Genomic DNA, 25,276 nt, shown 5'->3' with positions numbered 1-25,276 from the left:
CGGCGCCCTTCCCTGATTTCGGGCTGACCCCCCGTATTTCCGCACGAGCCTTTCTTGGCGTCAACGTTTCCGATCGGCATATTCGGGTCAATTTGCGACATCGGGACCAGTCAAAAACGACATCGGATGTCGTTGCAACCTTTTCCGGTGAAAATTCAGTCACTTTCCGGCCGTCGCGGCCTTTCTCAGGGCGGTTGGTGAGAGGCGGGTGTGGTGCTGGATGAACCGGGTGAAATAGGCCGCGCTGGAAAAGCCGAGGTCGCGGGCGATGCCGGAGACAGGCTGCGCGGTGTCGACCAGCGCGCTGCGCGCGGCATGCAGGACGCGACCGCCGAGGATGCCCGCGGCAGTGATCCCGGCGCAGTGGCGGCAGACGCGCGTCAGGTGGGTCGGGGTGACATCCAGCATCTCGGCATAGTCGGCCATCGGGCGGCCGGTGCGGAAGTGGCGTTCGGCCAGCACGGTGAAGGCCGCGGCCAGCCGTTCGGCGGCGCTGGCATCCGGGGCGTCGGGCTGCACCGCGTCGCGGGTGCGCCGGAACCACACCGACAGGAGCGCGGCATGCGCCGCCGCTGCTTCGCCCGCCAGCGGGCGGGGCGTGGCCTGTTCGCGCTGCAGGGCCTCGAGCAGGGCGGTCGCCTCGCCTTGCATGTGCACGTCACGGACGCGGAGCAGCACCGGTTCGCGCGGGAAGCCGCGGACGGATCCGGCGGGGGCGGTCATCGCCAGCCCAAATCCCTGCTTGCCCGGGTCGATCGAGAACATCGCACCGGCCGGGATCAGCAGGGCGTTGTGCACACCCAGCCCGCGGCGGCGGCCGTTCAGGTGCGCGATGCCTTGTCCGCGGGTGGTCCAGATGAAAAGGTCCGAGGTGCTGGCATGGGGCAGGGTGAGGCGCCACGATCCGCCCCGGGCCAGCTGACCCAGGGTCCAGAGGTGGGGCACTTCCGCGGTGTTTGCGTCCATTTGTTCAGTTTGTGGCTGAAATGAGGCAAAATCGTGTCGAAACCCTAGGCTGGCGGTCCGAAAATGTAAATCCCTTCAGCTCTCGGCCGTGATCGCCCGCCACGACTTCATCCGTGCACGGAACCATGTGCGCTGCCGCTTGGCATATTGCCGGGTGGCTATGGTGGCGGCCTCCCGCGCGTCGTAGAGTGACGTTTCCCCCTGAGATGCGCGATCAGTTCAGGCGCGCCGATGGCCTTGGCCGAGGGCAGGGCAGGGTCCCAGCTGGCAAGGTTCGCGCGGGCCTCCTCCAGCGCGCCACCCGCCAGCATGGCGTCGAAGCGACGGGCGATGCGGTCGTTGAGCCAGTCGCGCCCGGCGGTCACCAGAAGCGGTTGCGCATCCGCCAGCGGCAGGAGCGGCGGCGGGGTATCGTCCTGCCATGCGGCGATGCCCCGCCCGGTGGCGCGCTGCACCTCCCAGGCGCGCTGGACCCGCATCGGGTTCTGCCGGTCGATCCGCGCCAGGGTCGCGGCGTCGAGCGCGGCGATCATTTGGTCGAGCGCGCCGGCCTCGCGCATTGCGTCGGCCTCGGTCCGCACCTCGACCGGGGTCTCGGGGATCTCGGCCAACCCTTCGGTCAAAGCGTTGAAATAGAGCCCGGTGCCACCGACGAGGATCACTCGTTGCCCCGACAACAACGGCGCCACGTCGCGGAGCCAGTGGCCGACCGAATAGGGCGCATCGCCCGGAACATGACCGAATAGCCTGTGGGGCAGGGCGGCTTCGTCCGCCGCCGACGGTCGTGCGGTCAGTACCCGCCAGTTGGCGAACACCTGGCTGGCATCGGCGTTCACGATCACCCCGCCGTCGCGCGCCGCGATCTCCATCGCCAGGGCCGACTTGCCCGAGGCAGTCGGCCCGGCGATCAGGACGGGCCGCGCAGGATCCAGATTCTCAGGTGTTTTCATGGGCTCTCGGCCCGGTCTGGCCGATGGGGACGAAGATGCATTGAACCGCGCGGCGTTTTCGGACAGTTTGCGCGCGATCCTAGACCCCCGCCGCGACGGAGTGCAACATGGCCGCAGACACCGAGATCCCCAAAACAGCCTTCCGCCGCGTGCTCCTGAAAATATCCGGCGAAGCGTTGATGGGGGACCAGCAATACGGCCTGCATCCGCCGACCGTTGAGCGCATCGCGCGCGAGGTAAAGACGGTGCACGATCTCGGCGTCGAGGTCTGCATGGTGATCGGCGGCGGCAACATCTTCCGCGGGCTCTCGGGCTCGGCCCAGGGGATGGAGCGGACGACGGCGGACTACATGGGCATGCTCGGCACGGTGATGAACGCGCTGGCAATGCAATCCGCGCTCGAGGCGCTGAACATCCACACCCGCGTGGTCAGCGCGATCCCGATGGACCAGGTGTGCGAACCATACATCCGCCGCCGGGCGGTCCGGCACCTTGAAAAGAAGCGGATCGTGATCTTTGCCGCCGGCACCGGGAACCCCTATTTCACAACCGATACCGCCGCGACGCTGCGCGCGTCCGAGATGGCCTGCGAGGCGATCTTCATGGGCAAGCAGGTGGACGGGGTCTATGACAAGGACCCCAAGCTGCACGCCGATGCCGAGCGCTATGACAGCATCACCTACGACGACGTGCTGTCGAGGTACCTCAAGGTCATGGATGCCAGCGCCATCGCGCTCGCCCGCGACAACAACATGCCGATCATCGTGTTTTCGCTGGACGAACCGGGCGGCTTCCGCACCATTCTGGCAGGCCAAGGCACCTATACGCGGGTGCATGGCTAAGCTATACAGTCGCGAAACCGCGATATAAAAGAGCAGTCCCGCCCAAGCGGGCGACCAAGACGACGGGTAATTGCATGGCTGACGAAGAGATCGAAATCGACACCGACGACCTGGAGCGCCGGATGGAAGGCGCGATGAGCGCGCTGAGGACCGAGTTCGCCTCGCTCCGGACCGGGCGGGCCTCGGCCTCGATGCTCGACCCGATCACGGTCGAGGCCTATGGCCAGCCGACCCCGATCAACCAGGTCGGCACGGTGAACGTGCCGGAACCGCGCATGGTGACGATCAACGTCTGGGACAAGTCGATGGTGAACGCCGTCGAAAAGGCGATCCGCGAAAGCGGCCTGGGCATCAACCCGCAGCTCAACGGCACGATCATCATGCTGCCGATCCCCGAGCTGAACGAGGAACGCCGCCGGGAACTGACCCGCGTGGCCGCGCAGTATGCCGAGCATGGCCGTGTCGCGATCCGCAACGTCCGCCGCGACGGGATGGACCAGATCAAGAAGGCCAAGGCTGCCGGCATGTCCGAGGACGATGTGAAGCTCTGGGAAACCGAGGTCCAGGACCTGACCAACAAGTTCATCGGCGCCGTCGACAAGGCGCTGGAATCGAAGCAATCCGAGATCATGCAGGTCTGAGGCCTGACCCGATCAGGGAGGGCGCCTTGCCCGAAGACGTCACAGAATTCGCATCCGGCCCGCGCCACGTCGCCATCATCATGGACGGCAACGGTCGCTGGGCCGAACGGCGTGGCCAGCCGCGCCTCTTCGGCCATCACGCGGGTGCCAAACGGGTGCGCGAGGTCGTCGAGGCCTGCCCCGATCTCGGCGTCGACTACCTGACGATCTTTGCCTTCTCGACCGAGAACTGGAAGCGCACGCAGCGCGAGGTGGCGGGGCTGATGAGCCTCTTCCGCTCTTACATCAAGAAAGAGGCGCGGGCGCTGCGCGAGCACAACGTGCGCGTCCGCTTCATCGGCGACCGTCCGGGCCTGGACGAGAAGCTGCGTAACCTGATGGACGAGCTCGAGGAATATACCGCGCATTGCACGGGCACCAACCTCACCATCGCGATCAACTACGGCGGCCGGGACGAGGTGGCGCGCGCCACCAAGCGACTGGCCTGCGACGTGGCGCAGGGCAAGCTCGACCCGCAGAAGATCGACGAGGAGACGCTGCCGCGTTACCTCGACACCTGCGTGCTGCCCGACCCTGATCTCGTGATCCGCACCAGCGGCGAGGCACGGATATCGAACTTCCTGCTCTGGCAGTCGGCCTATGCCGAATACGAGTTCATCGAAACGCTCTGGCCCGATTTCACCAACGAGATCTTTGCCCAGGTCGTGCGCAGCTATGCCGGGCGCGAACGCCGCTACGGCGGGATCGCTGTCTGACATGGCCGAGGAAGCGCCTCCGACCGGTGGCGGACGAAACTGGGCCGACCTCGCGCCGCGGATTCTCTCGGGGATCGTGATGGTGGCCGTCGGCGCCCTGCTGATCTGGGCGGGCGGTCTCTGGTTCCACATCGGCGCGATCCTGGTGGCCGCGGGCATGGTCTGGGAACTGGCCCGGATGGTCGTACCGGCCAAACCGGAAGTCGCATGGCAGATGGCGGGTGCGGGCCTTCTCGCGCTGACTATTGCCACCTATGTCCCGCCCTACGTGGCCCTGCCGCTGCTGCTCGCGCCCTCGATGGTGTCGCTGTCGCTGGTGCCCAGCAAGCGGACGATGTTCATGAGCTACTGCGCCGTGATCCTGATCGCGGCCTTCGGGATGATCCAGATCCGGGACGAACTGGGCTTTGGCTGGCTCCTGTGGCTGGTGGCGGTGGTCGTGGCGACCGATGTCATGGGCTACTTCGCCGGACGCTTCATCGGCGGGCCAAAGTTCTGGCCGCGCGTCAGCCCCAAGAAGACATGGTCCGGCACGATCGCGGGCTGGGTCGGCGCGGCAATCGTCGGGCTGCTGTTCGGCGGGATCTCGGACGTCGGCGGACAGCTGGCCTTCATCAGCATCGCGGTCTCGATGGCCTCTCAGATGGGCGACATCGCGGAAAGCGCGATCAAGCGTAAGGTGGGGGTCAAGGACAGCTCTCACCTGATCCCCGGCCATGGCGGGCTGCTCGACCGGTTCGACGGGATGCTGGGCGGCGCACTCTTCCTTCTGCTCGCGGGGCCGCTGGTCGGCATCCTGCCGGGGCTGGGATAGGTCTCATGCGGCGCATCACGATCCTGGGGGCGACCGGCTCGATCGGTCAGAGCACGATTGACCTCATTGCACGGCAGCCGGAGTGCTACGACGTCGTCGCGCTGACCGGCGGACGCAACATCGCGCAGCTGGCCGCGGACGCGCGGCGGCTGAAGGCGGAGGTCGCGATCACCGCCTTCGACGACGCCCTGGATGACCTGCGCGCCGCGCTGGACGGGTCCGGGATCGAGGCCGCTGCCGGGGCGCGGGCGCTTTGCGAGGCCGCCAGTCGCCCGGCCGACTGGGTGATGTCTGCCATCGTCGGTGCCGCGGGGCTCGAGCCCGGCCTGGCGGCCCTGGAACAAGGCGCGACGCTGGCCCTCGCCAACAAGGAAACGCTGGTCGCCGCCGGTCCGCTGGTGATGGCAGAGGCCAAGCGCCGCGGGGCCACCATTCTGCCGGTCGACAGCGAACATTCGGCGGCCTTCCAGTGCCTCGCGGGTGAGGACGTGGCGGCGGTGGAACGGCTGATCCTGACCGCCTCGGGCGGGGCTTTCCGGGACTGGCCGCTCGACCAGCTTGTGGCCGCGACGCCTGCACAGGCCGCCACCCATCCGAACTGGTCAATGGGCCAGCGCATCACCATCGACAGCGCGTCGATGTTCAACAAGGCGCTCGAGGTCATCGAGGCACGCGAGTTCTTCGGCCTCGATCCCGAACGGATCGAGGTGCTGATCCACCCCGAGAGCCTGATCCACGCCCTCGTCGGCCACAATGACGGAGCGCTGATGGCGCATCTCGGCCCGGCCGACATGCGCCACGCGATCGGCTATGCGCTGAACTGGCCGAACCGGACCAAGCTGCCGGTCGAACGGCTGGACCTCGCGCGGATCGGGGCGCTGACCTTCCGCGCGCCGGATCCGCAGCGCTACCCGGCGCTCGACCTCGCGCGGCAGGTGATGCTGCGCGGCGGGCTGTCGGGTGCGGTGCTGAACGCGGCCAAGGAACAGGCGCTGGACGATTTCATCGCCGGAAAGATCGCGTTTACCGCCATGGCCGATACCGTGGCCGCGAACTCTTGACCGCGCCGAGGCCGAGCCGGGCCTTATTGATGCCGAATTCACACTTGATAACATCCTGCGAGCAGACGGATTGGCGCGGGGCTGGGCGGCGCGCTATATCGACGGCAGGATCGACAGGTAAGAAAAGGATTTCCGAATGGCGTTTCTGCCCGAGTTCGGCGGGTTCGCGATGACCATCATCGCCTTCATCGTAGCCCTGTCGATCATCGTCGCGATCCACGAATACGGTCACTACATCGTCGGTCGTTGGTCGGGCATCCATGCCGAGGTCTTTTCGCTGGGCTTCGGCCCGGTCCTTTGGTCGCGCGTCGACCGGCGGGGAACGAGGTGGCAGATCGCGGCGCTGCCTTTCGGCGGCTACGTCCGGTTCATGGGCGACAGCGACGCCGCTTCGGGCAAGGATGCCGACGCCATGCAGGGATTGAGCGCCACGGACCGCCGCCGCACCATGCACGGCGCACCGCTCTGGGCCCGTGCGGCGACGGTCTTTGCCGGCCCGGCCTTCAACTTTGCCCTGTCGATCATCGTCTTCGCGGTGCTGATCATGGTGCGCGGCCAGGTGGCCGAACCGCTGACAGTGGGCGAGATGAAGCCGCTGCCGAGCGCGGTGTTCGAGCTGCAGGAAGGCGACGAGATCCTCGAGATCGCGGGCCAGCCGGTGCCGGATTTCTCGGATGCCGTCGCGATGGACGCCTTTGCCGAGAACATGCCGCGCGACATCGTGCTGGACTATACGGTCCTGCGGGACGGGCAGGAAATGGTCGTCACCGGCCCGAACCTCTACCCGCCTCTGATCTCGCAACTGGCGCCGCAGTCGGCGGCCTATGACATCGGGCTGAGCAAGGGGGACGTCATCACCAGCATCGACGGCGAACCGGTCGCCGCCTTTGACGAGCTCAAGACCCATGTCGAGGGGGCCGAGGGCCGCCCGATCGAGATCACCGTCTACCGTCCTTCCTCGGGTGACGAACTGGAGTTCGTGCTGGCGCCGCGCCGGGTCGACGAGCCCCAGCCGGACGGCGGGTTTGCCACCAAGTGGCGGATCGGCATTGTCGGCGGGCTGGCGTTCGAGCCGGCGACCCAGATGATCGGGCCGATCGCCGCGATCGGCGACGGGATCGCGCAGACCTTCCGGATCATGAGCAGCTCGATCTCGGGGCTGTGGCACATGATCACCGGCGCGATCAGCACCTGCAACATGACCGGCCCCATCGGCATCGCCCAGACCTCGGGCGCGATGGCCAGCCAGGGGGCGGAAAGCTTCATCTGGTTCGTGGCGGCGCTGTCGACCGCGGTCGGGCTGCTGAACCTCTTCCCGGTGCCGGTGCTCGATGGCGGGCACCTGGTGTTCTATGCCTACGAAGCCGTGGCGGGTCGCCCGCCGTCGGACCGCGCGCTGCGGGTCCTGATGGCGGCCGGCCTGACGCTGGTCCTGTCGGTGATGATCTTCGCCCTGACGAACGATATCTTCTGCCCCTGATCAGCCGGGCCGAGGGGGGCAGGGGTAGTTGCCTTGATGTTGCCACATTCTCATTCGGAATCCCGCCAGATTCCCGTCCGAAACTGCGCGCTAACCAAGGTCAACTTCATCGACGGAAAGCCCCGACTATGGCTCATGCGATTCAGAACGGCTACAACAGCCTGTCCCTTCTCTTTGTCCTGAACTGGGACCGGTTCCTCAGCGTCGCGGCAATCGCCCTCGCGCTGCTGCTGGCGGCCTTCGTGGGGTTGTCCTTCGGCTGACCCCGTTTCGCGGTGACGAGGGGTCACCGCGCACCCGATTTCAGGCAAAAAACGCACGTCCCGAGCCGGTCGTGCGTTTTGCCGTTTTGACAACATGCTGCATAGCCGGTACCACGACTCCCACAAGATATTAGAGTGGGACAGGGAAATGCAGTCGAACCACCGTGCAGTGAAAACCGGCCGGAACAAGGCCGGACGTCTTGGCTCTCTGGTTGCCCCTTCGATGTTCGTGCTGAGCTCTCTCATGGTGCTCCCCGCCGCCCCGGCGCTGGCGCAGAACTACCAGTTCGGCACGGTGTCGATCGCGGGGAATGAGCGCATCGACAGCGGCACGATCCTGTCTTACGCGGGCATCCCGCGCGGGCAGACGGTTTCGGCGGCCGAGCTGAACGCGGCCTACCAGCGGATCAACAACTCGGGCCTGTTCGAAAAGGTCGAGCTGGTGCCCAACGGGAACACCCTGGTGATCCGGGTGACCGAGTTCCCGACGGTCAACCGCATCAACTTCGAAGGCAACCGCCGGGTCGATGACGACACGCTGTCGGCGGCCATCGATTCCCGGTCGCGCTACATCTACAGCCCGAACCAGGTCGAGGCCGACGCCCAGGCCATCGCCGAGGCCTATTCGCAGAACGGCCGGGTCGCCGCCCGCGTCACGCCCCGCGTGATCCGCCGCAGCAACAACCGCGTCGACGTGATCTTCGAGATCTTCGAAGGCGACATCGTCGAACTCGAACGCGTGAGCTTTGTCGGGAACCAGGCGTTCTCGGACCGGCGCCTGCGCCGGGTGATCGATTCCAAGCAGGCCGGGTTCCTGCGCCAGCTGATCCAGCGCGACACCTATTCCGAGGAACGCGTGAACTTTGACCGGCAGGTCCTGCGCGATTTCTACCAGTCGCGCGGCTATGTCGATTTCCGCATCAACTCGGTACAGGCCCAGCTGTCCGAGGAACGCGACGGCTACTTCCTGACCTTCAACATCACCGAGGGCCAGCCGTTCAAGTTCGGCACCATCACCACTGTCTCCGAGGTGCCCGAGGCCAACGCGGCCGAGTTCCAGGACACGGTGCGGATCCGCAGCGGTCAGACCTACTCTCCGGTGGATGTCGAGAACGCGATCGCGCGGATGGAACGCCTCGGCGTGGACCAGAGCATCGACTTCCTCCGGGTCGAGCCGAGGATCACCCGCAACGACCGCGACCAGACGCTCGACATCGAGTTCGCGCTGACCCGGGGCCCGCGCGTCTTTGTCCAGCGCATCGACATCGAGGGCAACACCACCACGCTCGACCAGGTGATCCGTCGCCAGTTCGACGTGGCCGAGGGCGATCCGTTCAACGCCCGCGAGATCCGCGAAAGCGCGGAACGTATCCGGGCGCTCGGCTACTTCTCCTCGGCCGACGTGCAGGCCCGCGAAGGGGCCACGCCGGAACAGGTGATCGTGGACGTGGACGTCGAAGAGGCGCCGACCGGGTCGCTGTCGTTCGGCGGCACCTATTCGACCAGCTCGGGTTTCGGCCTCGTCGCCAACTTCCGCGAAACCAACTTCCTCGGCCGCGGCCAGACGCTGAACCTCAGCTTTGCCGGCGGTGTCGACAGCCGGGTCTACCGCCTGGGCTTCACCGAGCCGGCCTTCCTGGGTCGTGACGTCGCCTTCGACTTCGACATCGGCTATTTCGAGACCGACAACGTCAACGGAAACTATGACACCGACAACGTGCAGTTCAGCACCGCGCTGACCTTCCCGCTGTCCGAGAACATGACGCTCAAGACCGCCTACAAGCTGGGCTGGACCGACATCACCGTGGACGGCACCGTGGGCGGCATCATCGACGCCGATGCGGCGCGCGGCGGGCTGTTCTCGTCGGCCGTGGGCTATGAATTCGCCTATGACAGCCGCCTGACCGGCCTGAACCCGAACGCCGGGATGCTGGTGACCTTCGGCCAGGACGTGGCGGGCCTCGGCGGCGACGCCAACTACGTCAAGACCTCGGCCAAGGCGATCGCCCAGACCAAGGTCTGGAACGAAGAGATCACCCTGCGCGCCACGTTGCAGGGCGGCGCGATTAGCCCGTTCAGCGGATACACCACCCGCGTCACCGACCGCTACTTGGTGTCGAGCAGCGCGCTGCGCGGCTTTGAACCCGACGGCCTTGGCCCGCGCGAGATCGACACCGCCACCGACGGCGACACCGTGAACGACGCCCTCGGCGGCAAGTTCTTCGCGGTCGCCCAGTTCGAGGCCGAGTTCCCGCTGGGCCTGCCCGAGGAATACGGCATCACCGGCGGCCTGTTCTACGACGTCGGTTCGGTCTGGGGCGTCGATGGCGCCAGCAACGTGGCCGCCGGCAACAGCGTTGTGCAAGAAGACGCCTCGCTCCGCCACGTGGTCGGCCTGTCGATCTTCTGGACGACGCCGATCGGTCCGCTGCGGTTCAACTGGTCGAAAGCGCTCAAGAAGTCCGAGTACGACGTGGAGCAACAGTTCGACCTGACCCTCTCGACACGGTTCTGAGGCGATGCTGCGGCCGGTCCTGAGGGGGGCGGCCCTCGGTGCCGCGCTGGTTCTTTCCGGCGCGGGCCTGCCCGCGTCGGCGCAGGACGTCGGCGGGCTGGTCGGGGCCGAACGCCCCACGGCGATCCTGCTGATCGACAGCGAGGCGGCTTTCGCCCGCTCCGACCTCGGCCAGCGCATCGCGCGCGAGATCGAGGCGGCGAGCCGCCAACTGGCGGCCGAGAACCGGCGCATCGAATCCGAACTGATCGAGGAAGAGAAGGTCCTGACCGGAAAGCGCGGCACCCTGCCGCCCGACGAGTTCCGGGCGCTGGCCGACGCCTTCGACGAAAAGGTCCGCCGGATCCGCCAGGAACAGGATGCCAAGGCGCGCGCGCTCGGCCAGCAGGGCGACGCGGGGCGTCGCGAATTCCTGACCGCCGCGCGCCCGGTGCTCGAGGCGATCATGCGCGAGGCGGGGGCGGCGGTGATCCTGGAATCGCGCGACGTCTTCCTGGGCGCCGAGGGCGCGAACATCACCGACGAGGTGATCGTGCGGCTGAACGAGACGGCGGGCGACGGCACCGGCCCCGCCACGCCCGCGGCCCCCGAGACGCCCGCCGGGGAGACGCCCGCGCCCGAGGCCGGAACCGCGCCCGGGGACGAGACCCCGGCGCAGGAATAGCCCGCCCGCTTGCCGGGGGATGCCCCGGTTGCTACTGGGACGGGAAAGCAGCGCCCCGAGGGGCGGCGGAAGAGGAAAAGACCACATGACAGACGCTCTCAAGAGTGCCGATATCGCATTGATCCAGCGGCTCATTCCGCATCGCTACCCGTTCCTCCTGGTCGACCGGGTCGAGGATATCGATGGCTACCAGACCTGCCGCGGGATCAAGAACGTCACCATGAACGAACCGCATTTCCAGGGCCATTTCCCCGGAAAGCCGATCATGCCGGGCGTCACCATCGTCGAGGCGATGGCCCAGACCTCGGCCGTGATGGTGGGCGTGGGGCTGGACCTCGCCGACAAGAACCTGCTCGTCTACTTCATGGCGATCGAAAGCTGCAAGTTCCGGCGCATGGTCGTGCCGGGCGACACGCTCGAGATGTACCTGACCACGGTGCGCGGCAAGCCGGGCGGCAAGGTCTGGAAATTCTCCGGCCGGGCCGAGGTCGCGGGCGAGGTGGCCTGCGAGGCGGAATTCACCGCTATGATGGACCTGCCGAAGGAGTGATTCCATGCCCGTGAGCCCCGATGCGCAGATCCATCCCACGGCCATCGTCGAGGACGGGGCCGAGATCGCCGCAGGCTGCAGCGTGGGCCCGTTCTGCATGGTCGGCGCCGAGGTCCAGCTGGCCCCCGGCGTGACGCTCCTGAGCCACGTCGTGGTCGAGGGCGACACCGAGATCGGCGAGGACACCCGCGTCCACCCCTTCGCGGTGATCGGCGGCATCCCCCAGGACCTCAAGTTCCGGGGCGAGGCGACCCGTCTGGTGGTCGGTAAGCGCAACCGCATTCGCGAATACGTCACCATGAACACCGGGACCGAGGGCGGCGGCGGCGTCACCCGGGTCGGTGACGACGGGCTCTTCATGGCGGGCTGCCACGTGGCGCATGACGTGCAGATCGGCGACCGGGTGATCCTGGTCAACAACGCCTCGGTGGCGGGGCACTGCGTGCTCGAGGACGATGTCATCGTCGGCGGGCTGTCGGGCGTGCACCAGTGGGTGCGGATCGGGCAGGGCGCGATCATCGGCGCGGTGACCATGGTCACCAACGACGTGATCCCCTACGGCCTTGTCCAGGCCGAACGCGGCGAACTCGACGGGTTGAACCTTGTCGGGCTGAAACGGCGCGGCGTCGCGCGCAGCGACATCACCGCGCTCAGGGCCGCGTTCCAGATGCTGGCGCAGGGCGAAGGCACCTTCCAGGACCGGGCCCGGCGCCTCGGGGCCGAAACCGAGAGCGAATATGTCCGCCAGATCGTGGCCTTCATCACCGCCGACAGCGACCGGTCCTTCCTGACGCCGGGCAAGGGCTGATGACCGGACGGCTGGGCCTTCTGGCCTTTCGCGGCAGCCTGCCGGCGCTGGTGGCCGCGGCCGACCCCGACGCGCATGTCATCACCTTCCGCGGGATCGAGGCCGAGGTCGCGCCAACGGGCGGCAACGCGCACCGGTTCGAGAAGATGGGCGCCGTCATCAAGGAACTCAAGCGCGCGGGCTGTGACCGGATCGTCATGGCCGGGGCGCTGGCCCGTCCGCCGCTCGAGGTGACAAAGCTCGATTTCGTGACCCTGACCTTTGCGCCCAAGCTGATGAAGGCGCTCAGGACCGGGGACGATGGCCTCTTGCGGGCGGTGATCTCGTTTTTCGAGGGGCATGGCCTGCGGGTCGTCGGCGCACACGAGGTGGTGCCGTCGCTGGTGGCCGCCCCCGGCCTGCTGGCGGGGCCCGCACCGGACGAGGCCGCGCTGGCCGACGCCGCGCGGGCCGGAGAGATCCTGGCCGCGCTGGCGCCGCTGGACCTCGGCCAGGGCGCGGTCGTGGCGGGCGGTCTCTGCCTTGGGATCGAGACGTTGCAGGGCACCGACGCGATGCTCTCGGCCGTGGCCGCCACCGACCCGGAACGGCGCCCGCGGGCGCGCGGCGTGCTGGTGAAGCTGCCGAAGGTGGGGCAGGACCTGCGCGTAGACATGCCCGCGATCGGGCCGCAGACCGTCGAAGCGGCCGCCGAGGCGGGCCTGGGCGGCATCGTGATCGCGGCGGGGCAGGTCCTGCTGCTTGACCGCGCGGCGCTGCTGGCGGCGGCCGAGGCCGCGGGCCTCTTCCTCTACGCGCGGGAGGTGTGATGCGGGTCTTCCTGATCGCGGGCGAACCCTCGGGCGATGCGCTTGGCCGCGCCCTGATGGCGGGGCTGAAGGAGCTCGTGCCGGACGTGCAGTTCCTTGGCGTGGGCGGGCCGTTGATGCAGGGCGAGGACATGACCTCGCTCTTCCCGATGGAAGAGCTGTCGGTCATGGGCCTGGCCGAGATCCTGCCGAAGTACCCAGCCCTCAAGCGGCGGCTGAACCAGACCATCGCATCGGTGCTGGACGAAAGGCCCGACGTGCTGATCACCATCGACAGCCCGGATTTCTGCCTGCGGGTCGCCAAGGCGGTCAAGGCTGCGTCGGACATCCGCGTCGTGCACTACGTCGCGCCCACGGTCTGGGCCTGGCGGCCCAAGCGCGCGGCGAAGATGGCGGGCATCGTCGACCAGGTGCTGGCGCTCTTCCCGTTCGAGCCGCCCTACATGGAACGCGCGGGTGTCGCCTGCGATTTCGTCGGCCATCCCGTCGTCACCGACCCGCAGGCCACCGAGGCCGAGGCGGCCGCCTTCCGGCTGGCGCACGGGCTGGGCGACGCGCCGCTCCTGCTCCTCCTGCCCGGATCGCGGCGGGGCGAGGTGACGCGCCTCGCGCCCGTCATGGCACCGGTGCTGGCGCGAATGCAGGCCGAACGGCGCGACCTGCGCGCGGTGCTGCCCGCGGCCGGATCCGTGGCCGGGCTGGTGCGGGAGCTCGTCGCCGACTGGCCGGTCCGGCCGCTGATCCTGGACCCGACTGACACGATCCCCGCCGCCTTCGCGGCCGAGAAGCGGGCCGCCTTCCGCGCCGCGGACGTGGCGCTGGCCGCCTCGGGCACGGTGTCGCTGGAACTGGCGGCTGCCGAGACGCCGATGGTGATCGCCTACGACATGCACTGGCTGACCCGCACGCTCATGCGCCGGATGCTGTTGACCGACACGGTCACGCTGGTGAACCTGGTGGCCGAAAGCCGCACGATCCCCGAGTTCCTGGGCGAGGACTGCCAGCCCGAGCCGATCGCTGCGGCGCTGCGGGGCATCCTCGACGCGCCGGGCGGCCAGCAGGCGGCCATGGCGCTCTGCATGGAGCGGCTGGGGCGGGGCAGGCGCCGCCGGGCCTGCGCGCCGCGCGGGCGGTGCTGCGCGGGATGGGGCGGGGCTGAGCCAATCGAAGAACCGCGGCGCGGGTCCTGACGTGCGGAATGAGGGGGCGTTGCCCAACCGTTGTTTGCAACATGAGGGGCTAGGTCAGATGGGCTCCCGTTTGGCTGAGCTGGTCGCCACAGATTGACGAGGGTGCGATCGTCCGCCACTTCCGCAGTACGCAGGTAACGAAGGGGGCAAGTCGGTCTCGGAGGCCGGCTATGTGCAGCGGGCAGTCTTTCCTGATGAAGGTTCGCGACTTAGGCAATGGGCAATGACACGGGCTGGTTCGCCTCTTGGCAGACGACTTCGCATGCCCGACGCGTTCGGCGCGGTCAGAACAATGCTGAGCCAATAGCTTGCCGAGCCGTAGCGCCGGCGTATTCATCGATGCAATTCTCGCTCGCACACTTGTCGGCAAGGCGGTGAAGATTTTCCGCCTGCGGCGTCGACAAGATCGCGGCCACACTCCCGCGGCGAGTGGTCATCATTGACCCGGAAGCCAAACCTCGCGGCGAAGATCTGCGGACGATAGACTTGGGGACTGGACTCCGTCGTGCACCCCAGCGCTGCATTCAAGGTGTCGCGACAATCGCGTATCAAGCGCCTTGCCGTATGTCATGGCCTTGCTTCGCGCCTTGCCGCCCGTGCAGCAGGTGGACCAGTTCGACCTGCCCGGATGCACCGGTCTTGAGGTAGATCGCGCGCATGTGGGACCGGAGGGTCGACTTGCTGACGCCCAGCAGTTCGGAGATCTCGTCGGGCATCTGGCCAGACTGGACCAGGGTGCAGATCCGGAACTCGGACCGGGTCAGCCCGGCCGGGTTGTTGGAGCCGAGGATCGGGCCGCAGGCGCGTTGCCCGCGCTGCGTCACCGGAAACGGGCGTCCGGCGATGGCCGCCTCGATACTGCCCGGGGCGCGTTTTCTCCATCCCTCGGCCATGATCGGCCCGAGCATTTCGAGCAGGGCGAGGTCGTGGTCGGGCAACGGTCGCGACAGGTGGAGTTCAAGGTAGTCGGTGAAATCGTCTTCGGTGCTCAGGACGAGGACGCAGACCTCTCTGAGGCCAAGCTCGTCAAGGTCATGCAGGATGTCGCGATCGGTCCGCGCCTCGGTCAGGCGCCACAGGCTGCCCGCTCTTGCGTGGTGCGACATGTCGCCGAACAGCGCCGCACAGAAGCTCGTGACCGGACGTTCGAAGAGCTTTCCGGCGCTTTGATCGCGGCGGGCGATCATCCGGGTCTGGGCAGGCTGTCGCATCTGCCGGACGACCTGGGCGCCGCTTGCGCCCAACAGGGACTGGAAGCGGGACAGGACGTCGTCAAACGCCGCGCCGCTGCCGGTCGCATGCATCCACAGCGCGACGATGTTGAGTGAACCGCGGGTCTGTTCCCCGCTGAACTGGGTAATATGCGTATTCAAATTGGGTGCCTCCAAGCGGCCAAGCCGCCTTTAAGTGCCTGTTGAAAGAATGTTGGCAACTTTGTGGACAAACAAAGGATATTTTTCGGAAGCGGCTGGGAAAACGTCCTGGAACGGCCGAATTCGTGGGGCAAGCCATTGACGCCAAACGCATTTGACCTAGCGGAAGGTGCCGGGGCGGTGTGGATGGTATTGTTGGCGTTCAAGAGACAAAGATTAACCGAACCTTAAGGATTGTCGCATTCCCGTCGCAAATGCCCCTGAAATGGTGATTCGCGGCCGCTGCCGGTCCTTTCGACGAAACGTCTAGTTTTTTCCTGAACGAGATTATTCGACAAATTCCCTTTCTCTCAGAGGTTGTGTTTTTCGCATTGCGGGACGATGCCGAACTGATTTGCGCCGCATACCCTGTTGGTGATCTTCGGCCGCTGCGGTCGAAATCGATCCGGCGCTGCATGCGTCATTTAACCAAAGACTTCAAAGGGTATGAAAAAATGATCAAGTTTATCAAAGCCTTCAATCGTGACGAGTTCGGTGCTGCCATGGTCGAGTACGCCATCGCGCTGCTGGTTGCTGCCGGTGTTGGCGTCGCAACCTTCTCCACCATGGGCACCGCCGCGGGCACCAACGCGACGAACGCGTGCGACACGCTGCTCGGTGCGACCGGCTCCACCGGCTGCTGATCCCTCAAATCCGGAAGCCGCGTCCGCGCGGCTTCCGGACCTCCTGTTTCGTCCAAGACATTTCCTGCCTGTCCAATAGTTGATTGGAGACCTTCTATGCAGTTCAAATCACTCGCCACCATCCTCCTGGGAACCGCGCTGGCCGGTGCCGGCTCATTCGCCGCGATGAACCTTGCGGTCGGGCCGGACAGCGCCACCGCGATGCCGGATGTCGAGATGATCGACGTCGTCGTCGCCCAGGCCGAAATTCCCTTTGGTCAGGCCATCGAACCGACCATGCTCACCACCCAGTCCTGGCCGCGGTCCGCGATGGTGCCGGGCCTCTACACCCGGATCGACGCCGTCACCGGAGAGGAGCCGCGCCGCGCGCTCGGTCGCATCTTTCCCGGTGAACCGATCCTCGCCGCCAAGCTTTCGGCCCCCGGCGAGCGTGTCACCATCGTGCAGAAGCTGACCCCGGGCCATCGCGCCATGGCGATCAACGTCGACGCGGCCACCGCTGTCGGCGGGTTCGTCACGCCGGGCGACCGGGTCGATATCGTGATGACCGAAGGCAACGGCGCCGAGATGCGGGCCGTCACGGTCCTGCAGAACGTGCGCGTCGTCGGCATCGACCAGATCGCCGAGGAACAGCAGGACCAGCCGATGGTCGCCCGCACGATCACCGTCGAGGTAAGCCCGGAAGAGGGCCAGAAGCTCGCTCTGGCGCAACGTGCTGGCCGGCTGAGCCTCAGCCTGCGCGAAGCGGATGCGCCGGACCTCGAGCCGCTGAAGCAGATCAACCTGGCCGACCTGTTCGACACGCCCGAGCCGGAGCCCGAAGTGGCGCCCGAGCCCGAGATCGTCGTCGAGGTGCAGGCCGAACCGGTCGCCGCACCGCGCCGTCCCAGCGTGATCGTGCGCCGCGGCACCGTCGCCGAAGAGGTCTTTCTGAAATGACCTTCGGCCCGCGCCAGTCCCCTGCCGCGGTCGGCCGCTTCCTGAGGGAAGAGGCCGGCAGCATCATGGTCCTCTGGATCGCGTCGTTGGTCGCGATCCTGGGGCTGGTCGCGCTGGTCTTCGACCTCGGGCGGGTGCAGGTGGCGCAGGGCGACCTGCAGAGCTTTGCCGACAGTGTCGCGCTGGCCGCCGCGGGGGAACTGGACGGCCGGGCCGACAGCATCACGCGGGCCACGAATGCCGCTGCGCTCATGATTTCGGACACGCAGGCCTACGGCGGCGACGGGACGCTGGCTGGCGCGGTGGACTACACGCTCACCTTCCTCGACGGGCTGCCCAGCGATGACACCGTGGCGCCGACCGCGTTCGTCACGACGGACCAGCGCGATGCGACGATGGCTTGGGTCGTGGCGACGCCCGCGAATGTCGACACCCTGTTCCTGCGGGCGACGCGGGCGCTGGTCGGGGCCACCGGGCCCGCGACGGCCACCGTCTCGGCCGAGGCGATTGCCGGCTTCACCATGGAGGCCTGCGACGTGACGCCCCTGATGTTCTGCGTGCCCAGCGGCTGGAGCTCGACCCAGCCCGGCACCCTTGGCGACGGCATCCTGTTGCGTTCCGGCGGGAACGGCGCGGCCTGGGGGCCGGGCGACTTTGGTTTCCTCGACATCTCGGCCAGCGCGGTTGGATCCACCTGTGCGGGCCTGAACGGCGCCAAGCTGATAGGCTGCCTGATCGGGGCCGAGGGCAATGTGACCCGCTGCTATTCGCAGCGCGGCGTGACGACCGAGCCGGGCCAGAAGGTCGGGCTCGAGAACTCGGCCTTCAACACGCGGTTCGACCAGTTCCACGGCATCATGAACAGCTACAAGAACAACGCGAAGTACACCGTCGCGCCCAACATCATCTCGGGCCTGGTGCCCGAGGCCAGCGGCTGCTTCAAGAACAACCCGGACGCCTCCACCAACTCCATGGGCCTTCCGCACGACGATTGCTTTGCCGCGGGCACCTGCACCCGTTTCGGTGACGGCACCTGGGACTATGACCTCTACGTCGACACCAACTACGGCGACGGCAACGGCGTGCTGGACGCGGGCGAGGACGCCCACCTGACCCCGCACATCCCTGTGGCCTATGCCGGTACGCGTTACGGCGTCTACGTGGCCGAGATCGAATACGCCAAGACCGCGGGCCTTCCGGGCGGTGCGATCCTGAACGGCAGGGACGAGACCGGCATCGCGCAGTGTTCGTCCAACGTGTCGACTGATCCGAAGCGCCGGGTGGTGATCGCGGCCGCAGTCGATTGCACCGCGAACCCGATCAACGGCGCGACCTCGAACGTGCCGGTCGAGGAATTCGTCGAGGTCTTCATGACCGAGCCGGTCGGCGCCGGCTCGGGCTCGCCCGCGACCTTCGACCTCTGGGTCGAGGTCATCGGCACCGCGGGTGTGTCGGGCTACGGCTCGGCCGGGTCCGGCGGCGTGTTCCGCGATGTCGTGCAGCTTTACAGGTGAAAGAGATGCGCTGGTCGATCGCCCCCCTCCTGAAGCGTTTCCGCCGGTCCGACGACGGGGCTGCAGTGGTCGAGTTCGTGCTCTGCCTGCCGCTGATGATCCTCTTCTTCGGGATCATGATCGAGTTCGGCCGGCTCTACTGGGGCTACCAGTCGACAATCAGCGGCGTGCGCGACGCCAGCCGCTACCTGGCCCGGATCGCGCCGATCGACATCTGCCTGACGGGCGGCAGCCTCAGCGGCTATGAGCCGACGCTGAAATCCATGATCGAGAACGACCGGTCCGGCGGCAGCGTCCTGCCGAAACAGATGACGGTGGACACCGTGACCGCCACCTATAGCTGCGTGGCCGGCACCTATCGCACCTCGCCCGCGCCGGTCGCCACTGTCGCCGCGCAGGTCACGCTGCAGTTCCCGCTTGGCTTCGTGCTCGACATCTTCAACGCCAAGATCACCAAGGTCACCACGACGGTTGCCGACAGCGCACGGGTCTACGGCGGATGAGCGGGCGGGCCGTCATATCCCGCATCGCGCGGTTCCGGCGCGACGACAGCGGCGCGGCCATGGTCGAGTTCGCGATGGTCGTCGGCATCTTCTTCCTGATGCTGTTCCAGCTCTTCGATTTCGGCATCTTCGCCTCGACCAACCTGATCGCCGAGAAGAGCACGCAGGTCGCCGCGCGCATCGCCACCGTGCGACCGCCCGCCTGCGCGGGCGTCCCCGACCGGATCACCGTCGGCACCGCATCACCCGCGCCGCGCTTTGGCACCAACTGCCGTGCGGTGGCCAATGCCTGCGCGGTGCAGGCGACGGTCAGCTGCGCCGGGGCGGCCTCGAACGCCACCGCCAGCGAAATCTGGACCCGCATTTCGCCCGCGCTGCCCGGCGGCACCGCGATCACGGACCTGACCTTCATCTACAGCCACGATCCGAACCTCGGGTATCTCGGCGGCCCCTACGTGCCGCAGGTGACGGTCGAGCTGAGCCTGCCGGCCTTCCAGTTCTCGGCGCCGATCGGTGCCATGGCGACGATGCTGAGCGGCGGGACCGGCGGTTTCAGCGGCACGCCGCAGTACCGGACCATCAGCATTTCGCTGCCCGGCGAGGACCTCGCCAGCGGGACCGACGGATAGGAGCCCCCAATGATCCATGCACGCAGCATTCCGAACAGCATCCTCTTCGTCGGTGACGACCGCAGGCTGCCGCAGATCGGCGCGATGCCTGCCGTTGCGGCCGGGTCGCCTCGCCTGTCGGACCTCGCCAAGGCCGGGGCTGACGCGCTCGCCGGACATCCCGTGGTGCTGTTCGAGACCGAGGGCGGGCAGGACGACCTGGCGGCGCTGGCCGACTGCCTGTCGGCCACCGGCGGCCAGACCGTGTTTGTCGCGCTGGCCGACGAGAACCTGCCGCTGGCCCGCGCCCGTGCGCTGACCGAGGCCGGGGCGGCCGATGTCCTTCCCCTCGACGTGGAGGGCACGGCGCTGGCCGATACGCTGACCGGTCTTCTCGACCGGCGCCGTGCGCCCGCTGCCGTGCCGGTGCGCGCCGGGACCATCTTGGCCGTCGCACAGTCCCGCGGCGGGGTCGGCGGCACGACGGTGGCCGCGAACCTTGCCGTGGCGCTCGCGACGGATACCCGAAAGAACGCGGCGCCGGTGCGGGTGGCGCTCCTCGATCTCGACCTGCAGTTCGGAAATGCCGGGACGTTCTTCGACCTCGAGGACAACGGCGCCATGCTCGACCTGATGTCGCTCGACCGTCCGCCCGAACCCGGGCGCATCACCCGGGGCGCGCAGTCGAGCGGCCTGGGCGTCGACGTCATCACTGCGCCGGCGGTCTTCGTCCCGCTGACCGCCATGACGCCGGACCTCGTTGCCGCGATCATCGCAGCGCTTCGGGGCGCCTACGACTACGTCATCATCGACATGCCGCGTGCCACGCTGGACTGGATCGCGCCGGTGATCGAGGCGGCCGACCGGCTGATCCTCGTCTCGGACGGATCGGTCCCCTGCATCCGGCAGGCCAAGCGGATCATGGACCTCTACCGCGAAACCTCGGTCTCGCTGCCGGTGGACCTGGTGATGAACCGCGAGAAGAAGCCGATGTTCGGATCCGAGATGCTGAGGGATGCCGAGGACCTGCTGGGTCTGAAAGTGGCATCGTGGATCCCCGAGGGCCGTGCCGCCGAACGGCGCGCGGTCGACCTCGGCCAGCCGAGCGCCAGCCGCCGCGGACCGTCGCGGAAGACCTATCGCCGCCTCGCGCGGCACATGGTCCGGTCGGTGAATACCAACGACAAGACCGCGACGTAAGGGGGCGACATGTTCAACGAGTTTCTAAGCCGCAGGCAGGATGACAAGGCCAAGGTCGTGCCGCTGAAACCGGCTGCCCCGGCGGCCCCCGTCCAGCCCGAGATCGACGTCGAGCTGCAGAACTGGCTGGAGCTCAAGAGCAGCCTGCACGAGGCGCTGCTGGACCGGCTGAACCTGTCGATGATCGACAAGGTCGAGGCGGGCGAGCTGAAGCGCCAGGTCGCGGGGCTGGTCACCCAACTGCTGGCCGAACAGGGCCGTCCGCTGCGGCCGGACGAGATGCAGAGGCTGGTCGAAGAGCTGATCTTCGAGGTCACGGGCCTCGGCCCGCTCGAGCCGCTGCTGGCCGACCCGACGATCAACGACATCCTGGTGAACAGCCATGAGAACGTCTATGTCGAGCGGTTCGGGATGCTGGAACGCACCAGCGTGCGGTTCCGCGACGAGCGGCACCTGCTGCGGATCATCGACAAGATCGTGTCGTCCATCGGCCGGCGGATCGACGAATCCCAGCCCTGGGTCGACGCCCGCCTGGCCGATGGCAGCCGGGTCAACGCGATCATCCGGCCCTGCGCTGTCGACGGCCCGTCGATGTCGATCCGCAAGTTCTCGCGCCAGCCCTATTCGCTGGACCGGCTGGTGCAGGCGGGCGCGCTGACGCCCGGTGCCGCCGAGGTGCTGCGCGGACTGGTCGAGGCGCGGCTGAACGTGCTGATCTCGGGCGGGACGGGTTCGGGCAAGACCACGATGCTGAACGCCATGTCGGCCTTCATCGACACCCGGCAGCGGATCGTGACGATCGAGGACGCGGCCGAACTGCAGCTGCAGCAGGACCATGTCGTCCGCCTGGAAACCCGGCCGCCGAACATCGAGGGATCGGGGGCGATCACGCAGCGCGACCTGGTGCGCAACGCGCTCAGGATGCGGCCCGACCGCATCATCGTGGGCGAGGTGCGCGGGGCCGAATGCTTTGACATGCTGCAGGCGATGAACACCGGCCACGACGGGTCGATGACCACGGTGCATGCCAATACCGCGCGCGATGCTCTCGGGCGGCTGGAACAGATGGTCACGATGCTGGGCGCCGACATCCCGATGCGAACGATCCGCGGCCAGATCGCCTCGTCCGTCGACGTCATCGTCCAGCTCTCGCGCCTCGGCGACGGCCGCCGGAAGGTGATGAGCATCTCGGAAGTGACCGGGATGGAGGGGGACGTGGTGACCATGCAGGACATCTTTGCCTTCCGCAAACGCGGCAAGGGCGACAACGGCGAGGTCCTGGGCGAGATGATCTATACCGGCATCCGCCCGAAGTTCATGGAAAAGCTGATATCGAGCGGCGTGGACCTGTCCGCCGACACCTTCGAACAGGAAGGATTCCCGGCATGATCCCCGCGTTCCTGGACGGGCTGCACCAGTCCGAAGTGGTGCTCTACCTGATGATCCTGCTGGGCGGGTTGCTGACCTTCGAGGGCGTGCGCCAGGTGGTCAACGGCCAGGCCGGCGAGGCGCGCAGCCGGAACCGACGGATGCGGATGATCGCCCGCGGCGTGGACGAGGACAAGATCGCCGAGGCGCTGCTGCGCAACCAGCCCACCGGAAGCAAGCGCGCCCGCGGTCCGATCGGCGGGCTGCGCCAGTCGCTGGCCCGCGCCAACCTCCCGTTCGGTCCGGGCGCGGTGCTGGCGATCTCGGCGGTGCTGGCCTGCGGCATCTTCTTTGTCGCCTCGCTCTGGGCGCCGGGACCGGCCGCGATGTGTCTCGCCATCGGCCTCGGCCTCGGCCTGCCCTATGCCACCATCGACCGCATCGCAGAGGCGCGGCAGGCCAAGCTGTCGCAGCAACTGCCCGATGCGCTCGACATGATGGCGCGGGGCCTGCGGATCGGTCATCCGCTGAACGTCACGCTGCGCCGCGTCGCCCGCGACATGCCCGACCCGGTGGGCAGCGAATTCGGCCTGCTCGAGGACCGCATCCGCCACGGCGTCGACCTGGCCACCACGTTCAAGGAATTTGCCGACCGCGTCGACAGCGAGGACGTGCATTACCTCAGCGTCTGCGTCGGCATCCAGCACGGCACGGGCGGCAACCTCGCCCGGGTGCTCTCGGTGCTGTCGCGGGTCATCCGCGACAGGCTGAACATGCGCAAGAAGATCAGGGCGATCTCGTCCGAAGGGCGTCTTTCGGGCCTGATCCTGACGGTGATGCCCTTCCTGATCTTCGGCACGATCTACAGCTCGACGCCGTCCTTCTTCCTCGACGTGAAGGACCACCCGGTCTTCCTGCCGGTCGCGGCGATCGTCCTGGGGCTCATCGCGCTTCAGGCGATCATCCTGAACCGCCTTACGAACTTCGATTTCTGAGGAGACCGGGATGGAACAGCTCACCGCCACGCTTGCCGCCGCCGGCATCACGACGGACCCGCGCCTGCTGATCCAGGTGCTGGTCGCCGTCGGCCTCTTCATCGCCGTGCTGGGCATCGGTGCCGCGGTCAGGTCGGGGCCGACGCCGCAGCAGCGCCGCATCCGCGCCGGCGCGCCCGATGGCATGGTCGACAGCCAGATCATCCGCCCCTGGGACAACGATCCGACGGGGGCTTTGCGGCTCTTCGTGCCGCGGTCGGGCAAGGAACGCGGCAAGATCGCGCTGCGCCTGCGGCAGGCGGGGTTTCACGGCGGCGGCGCGGTGCGGACCTATTTCATCGTCCGGACGGCGCTGGCCTTTGCCCTGCCGGCGGTCTTCGTCTGGCTGGCCTGGTTCGGCACCTCGTTGCCGAACGCCGCCGCCCGCATCGTCGAACCTGTCTCGCGGCTCGAGACGACGCAGGTCTTCCTTCTCGCGGTCGGCCTGGTCGTGGCGGGCTTCTACGGCCCCTCCCTCTGGCTGCGCCAGAAGGTCGACGCCCGCCGCACCGCGATCAGCCGCGGCCTGCCCGGCGCGCTTGACCTGCTGCAGGTGGCCATCGAGGCCGGTCTCGGCTTTGACGCGGCCATGACCCGTGTCGCGCACGAGATCGCGCGGTTCTGCCCCCCGATCGCGGACGAGTTCACCATCCTCCAGCTCGAAATCCACGCCGGCAAGCCGCGCGACCGCGCCTTTGCCGAGCTCGAACGCCGCACCGGGGTCGAGGAGATGGCCTCCTTCGCCAACGTGATCCAGCAGGCGACCGAGTTCGGTACGCCGGTGTCCCAGGCGCTCGAGACCTATGCCACCGAGATGCGCAACGACCGGGAACTCAAGGCCCAGGCCAAGGCCAACCAGCTGCCGGTGAAGATGTCGGGTGTCCTGGCCGGGTGCATGATGCCGGTGCTCCTGCTGATCATGCTGACCCCGATCGCGATCCGCTGGGTGACCGTGATGTGAGCGGCCGGAGGCCGTGAAGTACGGGCTGGGGACTTTCTAGGTCAGGCGGATGTGTGTCCGCTTCCAGCGCCTTGCTACCGTTTGCGTCACTCTCAGAAGCCTTAGGATGACTGCGCCCATTTGAGGTTCACCGCGCTCGGTGCAAAAGATCGTGACCTCAGTGACCACCGCTGCTGTTCCACCTGCGCACGCCCCTTCCTGCTCATTGTGCGCTCCGCCAAGCGCGCTTCGACCTGTTTCGTGATGCCGTCGTGTCGCAGATCGTGCAGTGCGATCTCTTAGGCGTAGGTGGCGAGTGCGATCATTTCGACCCGGGTAAAGAACTCCGTGAGGAACGCTTCGTCCGCGTCCCCCAGGAACTTCGTGAACTTGCCCCCAGGACGCGAATGATCGCGTTCCCCACGTCGTCGCGGCCGGACTTTTCGAGGATAGTCAGGACCGTCTGCCCCTGAGAATTACTGACGCGCCCACCCATTTCGACATCCTGACTTTCCATGACATCGCGCTGCACTCAGCCGAAGAAGAAAGGAAAATGACCTCTATGAACGTTGTTCAATGACTTGCCGGCGCAGACCCACATCAAGATGATCGTGCTACACACGCGCCGAAGACAACCGGGCGCAACCACCCGTGGCAGGTTGCTCGTTCGGCTTTGCGGCCATGGAGCGAAAGCGGTCTCTTGATGGCTGAGATTAGGAGCTCTGGAGGGGGCGGCAGGGCTGGTTTGGCCCTGGCCCCGGCGATTTGCAAACAGCGGCGGTTGAAGGGGCCCAGACCCACTGCTA

The 25,276-nt window shown here is 67.2% G+C and carries 22 protein-coding genes and 3 pseudogenes; 22 read left to right on the top strand and 3 right to left on the bottom strand.

Going from position 1 to position 25,276, the window contains the following annotated elements:
* Window positions 1-159: 159 nt before the first annotated feature.
* Window positions 160-966 carry a helix-turn-helix domain-containing protein gene (locus tag ACE2AC_RS03410; RefSeq protein WP_375690723.1) on the bottom strand — a complete coding sequence of 269 codons (807 nt, stop codon included), beginning with the start codon at window positions 964-966 and terminating at the stop codon, window positions 160-162.
* A gap of 75 nt (window positions 967-1,041) precedes the next feature.
* A pseudogene (gene miaA / locus ACE2AC_RS03405) lies at window positions 1,042-1,982 on the bottom strand (tRNA (adenosine(37)-N6)-dimethylallyltransferase MiaA).
* 41 nt (window positions 1,983-2,023) lie between these two features.
* Here miaA and pyrH point away from each other — a divergent pair.
* From pyrH to lpxB, 13 genes and pseudogenes are all read left to right on the top strand, one after another.
* Window positions 2,024-2,758: a UMP kinase gene (gene pyrH / locus ACE2AC_RS03400; RefSeq protein ID WP_375690722.1), complete on the top strand. Its 735-nt coding sequence runs from the start codon at window positions 2,024-2,026 to the stop codon at window positions 2,756-2,758.
* Between the two features lie 74 nt (window positions 2,759-2,832).
* Entirely contained in the window at window positions 2,833-3,399 is a 567-nt protein-coding gene (gene frr, locus ACE2AC_RS03395) for a ribosome recycling factor (protein WP_375690721.1), read from the top strand.
* Between the two features lie 80 nt (window positions 3,400-3,479).
* A complete protein-coding gene (gene uppS, locus ACE2AC_RS03390; protein WP_375692063.1) occupies window positions 3,480-4,154 on the top strand; it encodes a polyprenyl diphosphate synthase in 675 nt (224 codons plus the stop codon).
* A 79-nt stretch (window positions 4,155-4,233) separates the two neighbouring features.
* Window positions 4,234-4,968 (top strand): phosphatidate cytidylyltransferase, encoded by a 735-nt coding sequence (locus ACE2AC_RS03385; RefSeq protein WP_375692062.1) that lies wholly within the window; start codon window positions 4,234-4,236, stop codon window positions 4,966-4,968.
* Window positions 4,969-4,973: 5 nt separating this feature from the next.
* Window positions 4,974-6,150 (top strand): annotated as a pseudogene (gene dxr, locus ACE2AC_RS03380) (1-deoxy-D-xylulose-5-phosphate reductoisomerase).
* A 15-nt stretch (window positions 6,151-6,165) separates the two neighbouring features.
* On the top strand, window positions 6,166-7,509 hold the full coding sequence (gene rseP / locus ACE2AC_RS03375) for an RIP metalloprotease RseP (protein WP_375690720.1): 1,344 nt from the start codon (window positions 6,166-6,168) through the stop codon (window positions 7,507-7,509).
* Window positions 7,510-7,637: 128 nt separating this feature from the next.
* Window positions 7,638-7,772: a hypothetical protein gene (locus ACE2AC_RS03370; protein ID WP_375690719.1), complete on the top strand. Its 135-nt coding sequence runs from the start codon at window positions 7,638-7,640 to the stop codon at window positions 7,770-7,772.
* Window positions 7,773-7,995: 223 nt separating this feature from the next.
* Window positions 7,996-10,287 (top strand): outer membrane protein assembly factor BamA, encoded by a 2,292-nt coding sequence (bamA, locus tag ACE2AC_RS03365; RefSeq protein WP_375690718.1) that lies wholly within the window; start codon window positions 7,996-7,998, stop codon window positions 10,285-10,287.
* Window positions 10,288-10,291: 4 nt separating this feature from the next.
* The gene (locus tag ACE2AC_RS03360) at window positions 10,292-10,951 is read left to right on the top strand and encodes an OmpH family outer membrane protein (protein ID WP_375690717.1); all 660 of its coding nucleotides are present in this window, start codon (window positions 10,292-10,294) and stop codon (window positions 10,949-10,951) included.
* Between the two features lie 85 nt (window positions 10,952-11,036).
* Window positions 11,037-11,501, top strand: a complete 465-nt coding sequence (fabZ, locus tag ACE2AC_RS03355; protein ID WP_375690716.1) for a 3-hydroxyacyl-ACP dehydratase FabZ — start codon at window positions 11,037-11,039, stop codon at window positions 11,499-11,501.
* A gap of 4 nt (window positions 11,502-11,505) precedes the next feature.
* Complete coding sequence (gene lpxA / locus ACE2AC_RS03350) at window positions 11,506-12,309, top strand: acyl-ACP--UDP-N-acetylglucosamine O-acyltransferase (RefSeq protein WP_375690715.1); 804 nt, start codon at window positions 11,506-11,508, stop codon at window positions 12,307-12,309.
* A complete protein-coding gene (locus ACE2AC_RS03345) occupies window positions 12,309-13,118 on the top strand; it encodes an LpxI family protein (RefSeq protein ID WP_375690714.1) in 810 nt (269 codons plus the stop codon). Before lpxA ends, ACE2AC_RS03345 begins: the two co-directional genes overlap by 1 nt.
* Window positions 13,118-14,277: pseudogene (lpxB, locus tag ACE2AC_RS03340) on the top strand (lipid-A-disaccharide synthase). The gene ACE2AC_RS03345 and the pseudogene lpxB overlap by 1 nt, the downstream one beginning before the upstream one ends.
* A gap of 579 nt (window positions 14,278-14,856) precedes the next feature.
* Here the strand turns inward: lpxB and ACE2AC_RS03335 are convergent.
* Window positions 14,857-15,696: a helix-turn-helix transcriptional regulator gene (locus tag ACE2AC_RS03335; protein ID WP_375690713.1), complete on the bottom strand. Its 840-nt coding sequence runs from the start codon at window positions 15,694-15,696 to the stop codon at window positions 14,857-14,859.
* A 344-nt stretch (window positions 15,697-16,040) separates the two neighbouring features.
* Between ACE2AC_RS03335 and ACE2AC_RS03330 the strand changes: the two genes are divergently transcribed.
* From ACE2AC_RS03330 to ACE2AC_RS03290, 9 genes are all read left to right on the top strand, one after another.
* Window positions 16,041-16,364: a Flp family type IVb pilin gene (locus ACE2AC_RS03330; RefSeq protein WP_375690712.1), complete on the top strand. Its 324-nt coding sequence runs from the start codon at window positions 16,041-16,043 to the stop codon at window positions 16,362-16,364.
* Between the two features lie 96 nt (window positions 16,365-16,460).
* Window positions 16,461-17,303, top strand: coding sequence for a Flp pilus assembly protein CpaB (gene cpaB / locus ACE2AC_RS03325; RefSeq protein ID WP_375690711.1), 843 nt, complete (start codon window positions 16,461-16,463; stop codon window positions 17,301-17,303).
* Window positions 17,300-18,817, top strand: a complete 1,518-nt coding sequence (locus tag ACE2AC_RS03320) for a pilus assembly protein TadG-related protein (RefSeq protein WP_375690710.1) — start codon at window positions 17,300-17,302, stop codon at window positions 18,815-18,817. Before cpaB ends, ACE2AC_RS03320 begins: the two co-directional genes overlap by 4 nt.
* Before the next feature lie 5 nt (window positions 18,818-18,822).
* Window positions 18,823-19,320, top strand: coding sequence for a TadE/TadG family type IV pilus assembly protein (locus tag ACE2AC_RS03315; protein ID WP_375690709.1), 498 nt, complete (start codon window positions 18,823-18,825; stop codon window positions 19,318-19,320).
* Window positions 19,317-19,949, top strand: a complete 633-nt coding sequence (locus ACE2AC_RS03310; protein ID WP_375690708.1) for a TadE/TadG family type IV pilus assembly protein — start codon at window positions 19,317-19,319, stop codon at window positions 19,947-19,949. Before ACE2AC_RS03315 ends, ACE2AC_RS03310 begins: the two co-directional genes overlap by 4 nt.
* Before the next feature lie 9 nt (window positions 19,950-19,958).
* Window positions 19,959-21,128 (top strand): CpaE family protein, encoded by a 1,170-nt coding sequence (locus ACE2AC_RS03305; protein ID WP_375690707.1) that lies wholly within the window; start codon window positions 19,959-19,961, stop codon window positions 21,126-21,128.
* Window positions 21,129-21,137: 9 nt separating this feature from the next.
* Window positions 21,138-22,517, top strand: a complete 1,380-nt coding sequence (locus tag ACE2AC_RS03300) for a CpaF family protein (protein WP_375690706.1) — start codon at window positions 21,138-21,140, stop codon at window positions 22,515-22,517.
* Window positions 22,514-23,491, top strand: a complete 978-nt coding sequence (locus ACE2AC_RS03295; RefSeq protein ID WP_375690705.1) for a type II secretion system F family protein — start codon at window positions 22,514-22,516, stop codon at window positions 23,489-23,491. The genes ACE2AC_RS03300 and ACE2AC_RS03295 overlap by 4 nt, the downstream gene beginning before the upstream one ends.
* Window positions 23,492-23,501: 10 nt before the next feature.
* Entirely contained in the window at window positions 23,502-24,491 is a 990-nt protein-coding gene (locus tag ACE2AC_RS03290) for a type II secretion system F family protein (protein ID WP_375690704.1), read from the top strand.
* Window positions 24,492-25,276 lie beyond the last annotated feature (785 nt).

The sequence above is a fragment of the Pseudooceanicola sp. LIPI14-2-Ac024 genome, from assembly GCF_042188925.1.
In the GTDB taxonomy this organism is placed as follows: Bacteria; Pseudomonadota; Alphaproteobacteria; order Rhodobacterales; family Rhodobacteraceae; genus Pseudooceanicola.
The sequence above is the reverse complement of the archived record's forward strand: the minus strand, read 5'-3'. Positions and strand labels throughout refer to the sequence as shown.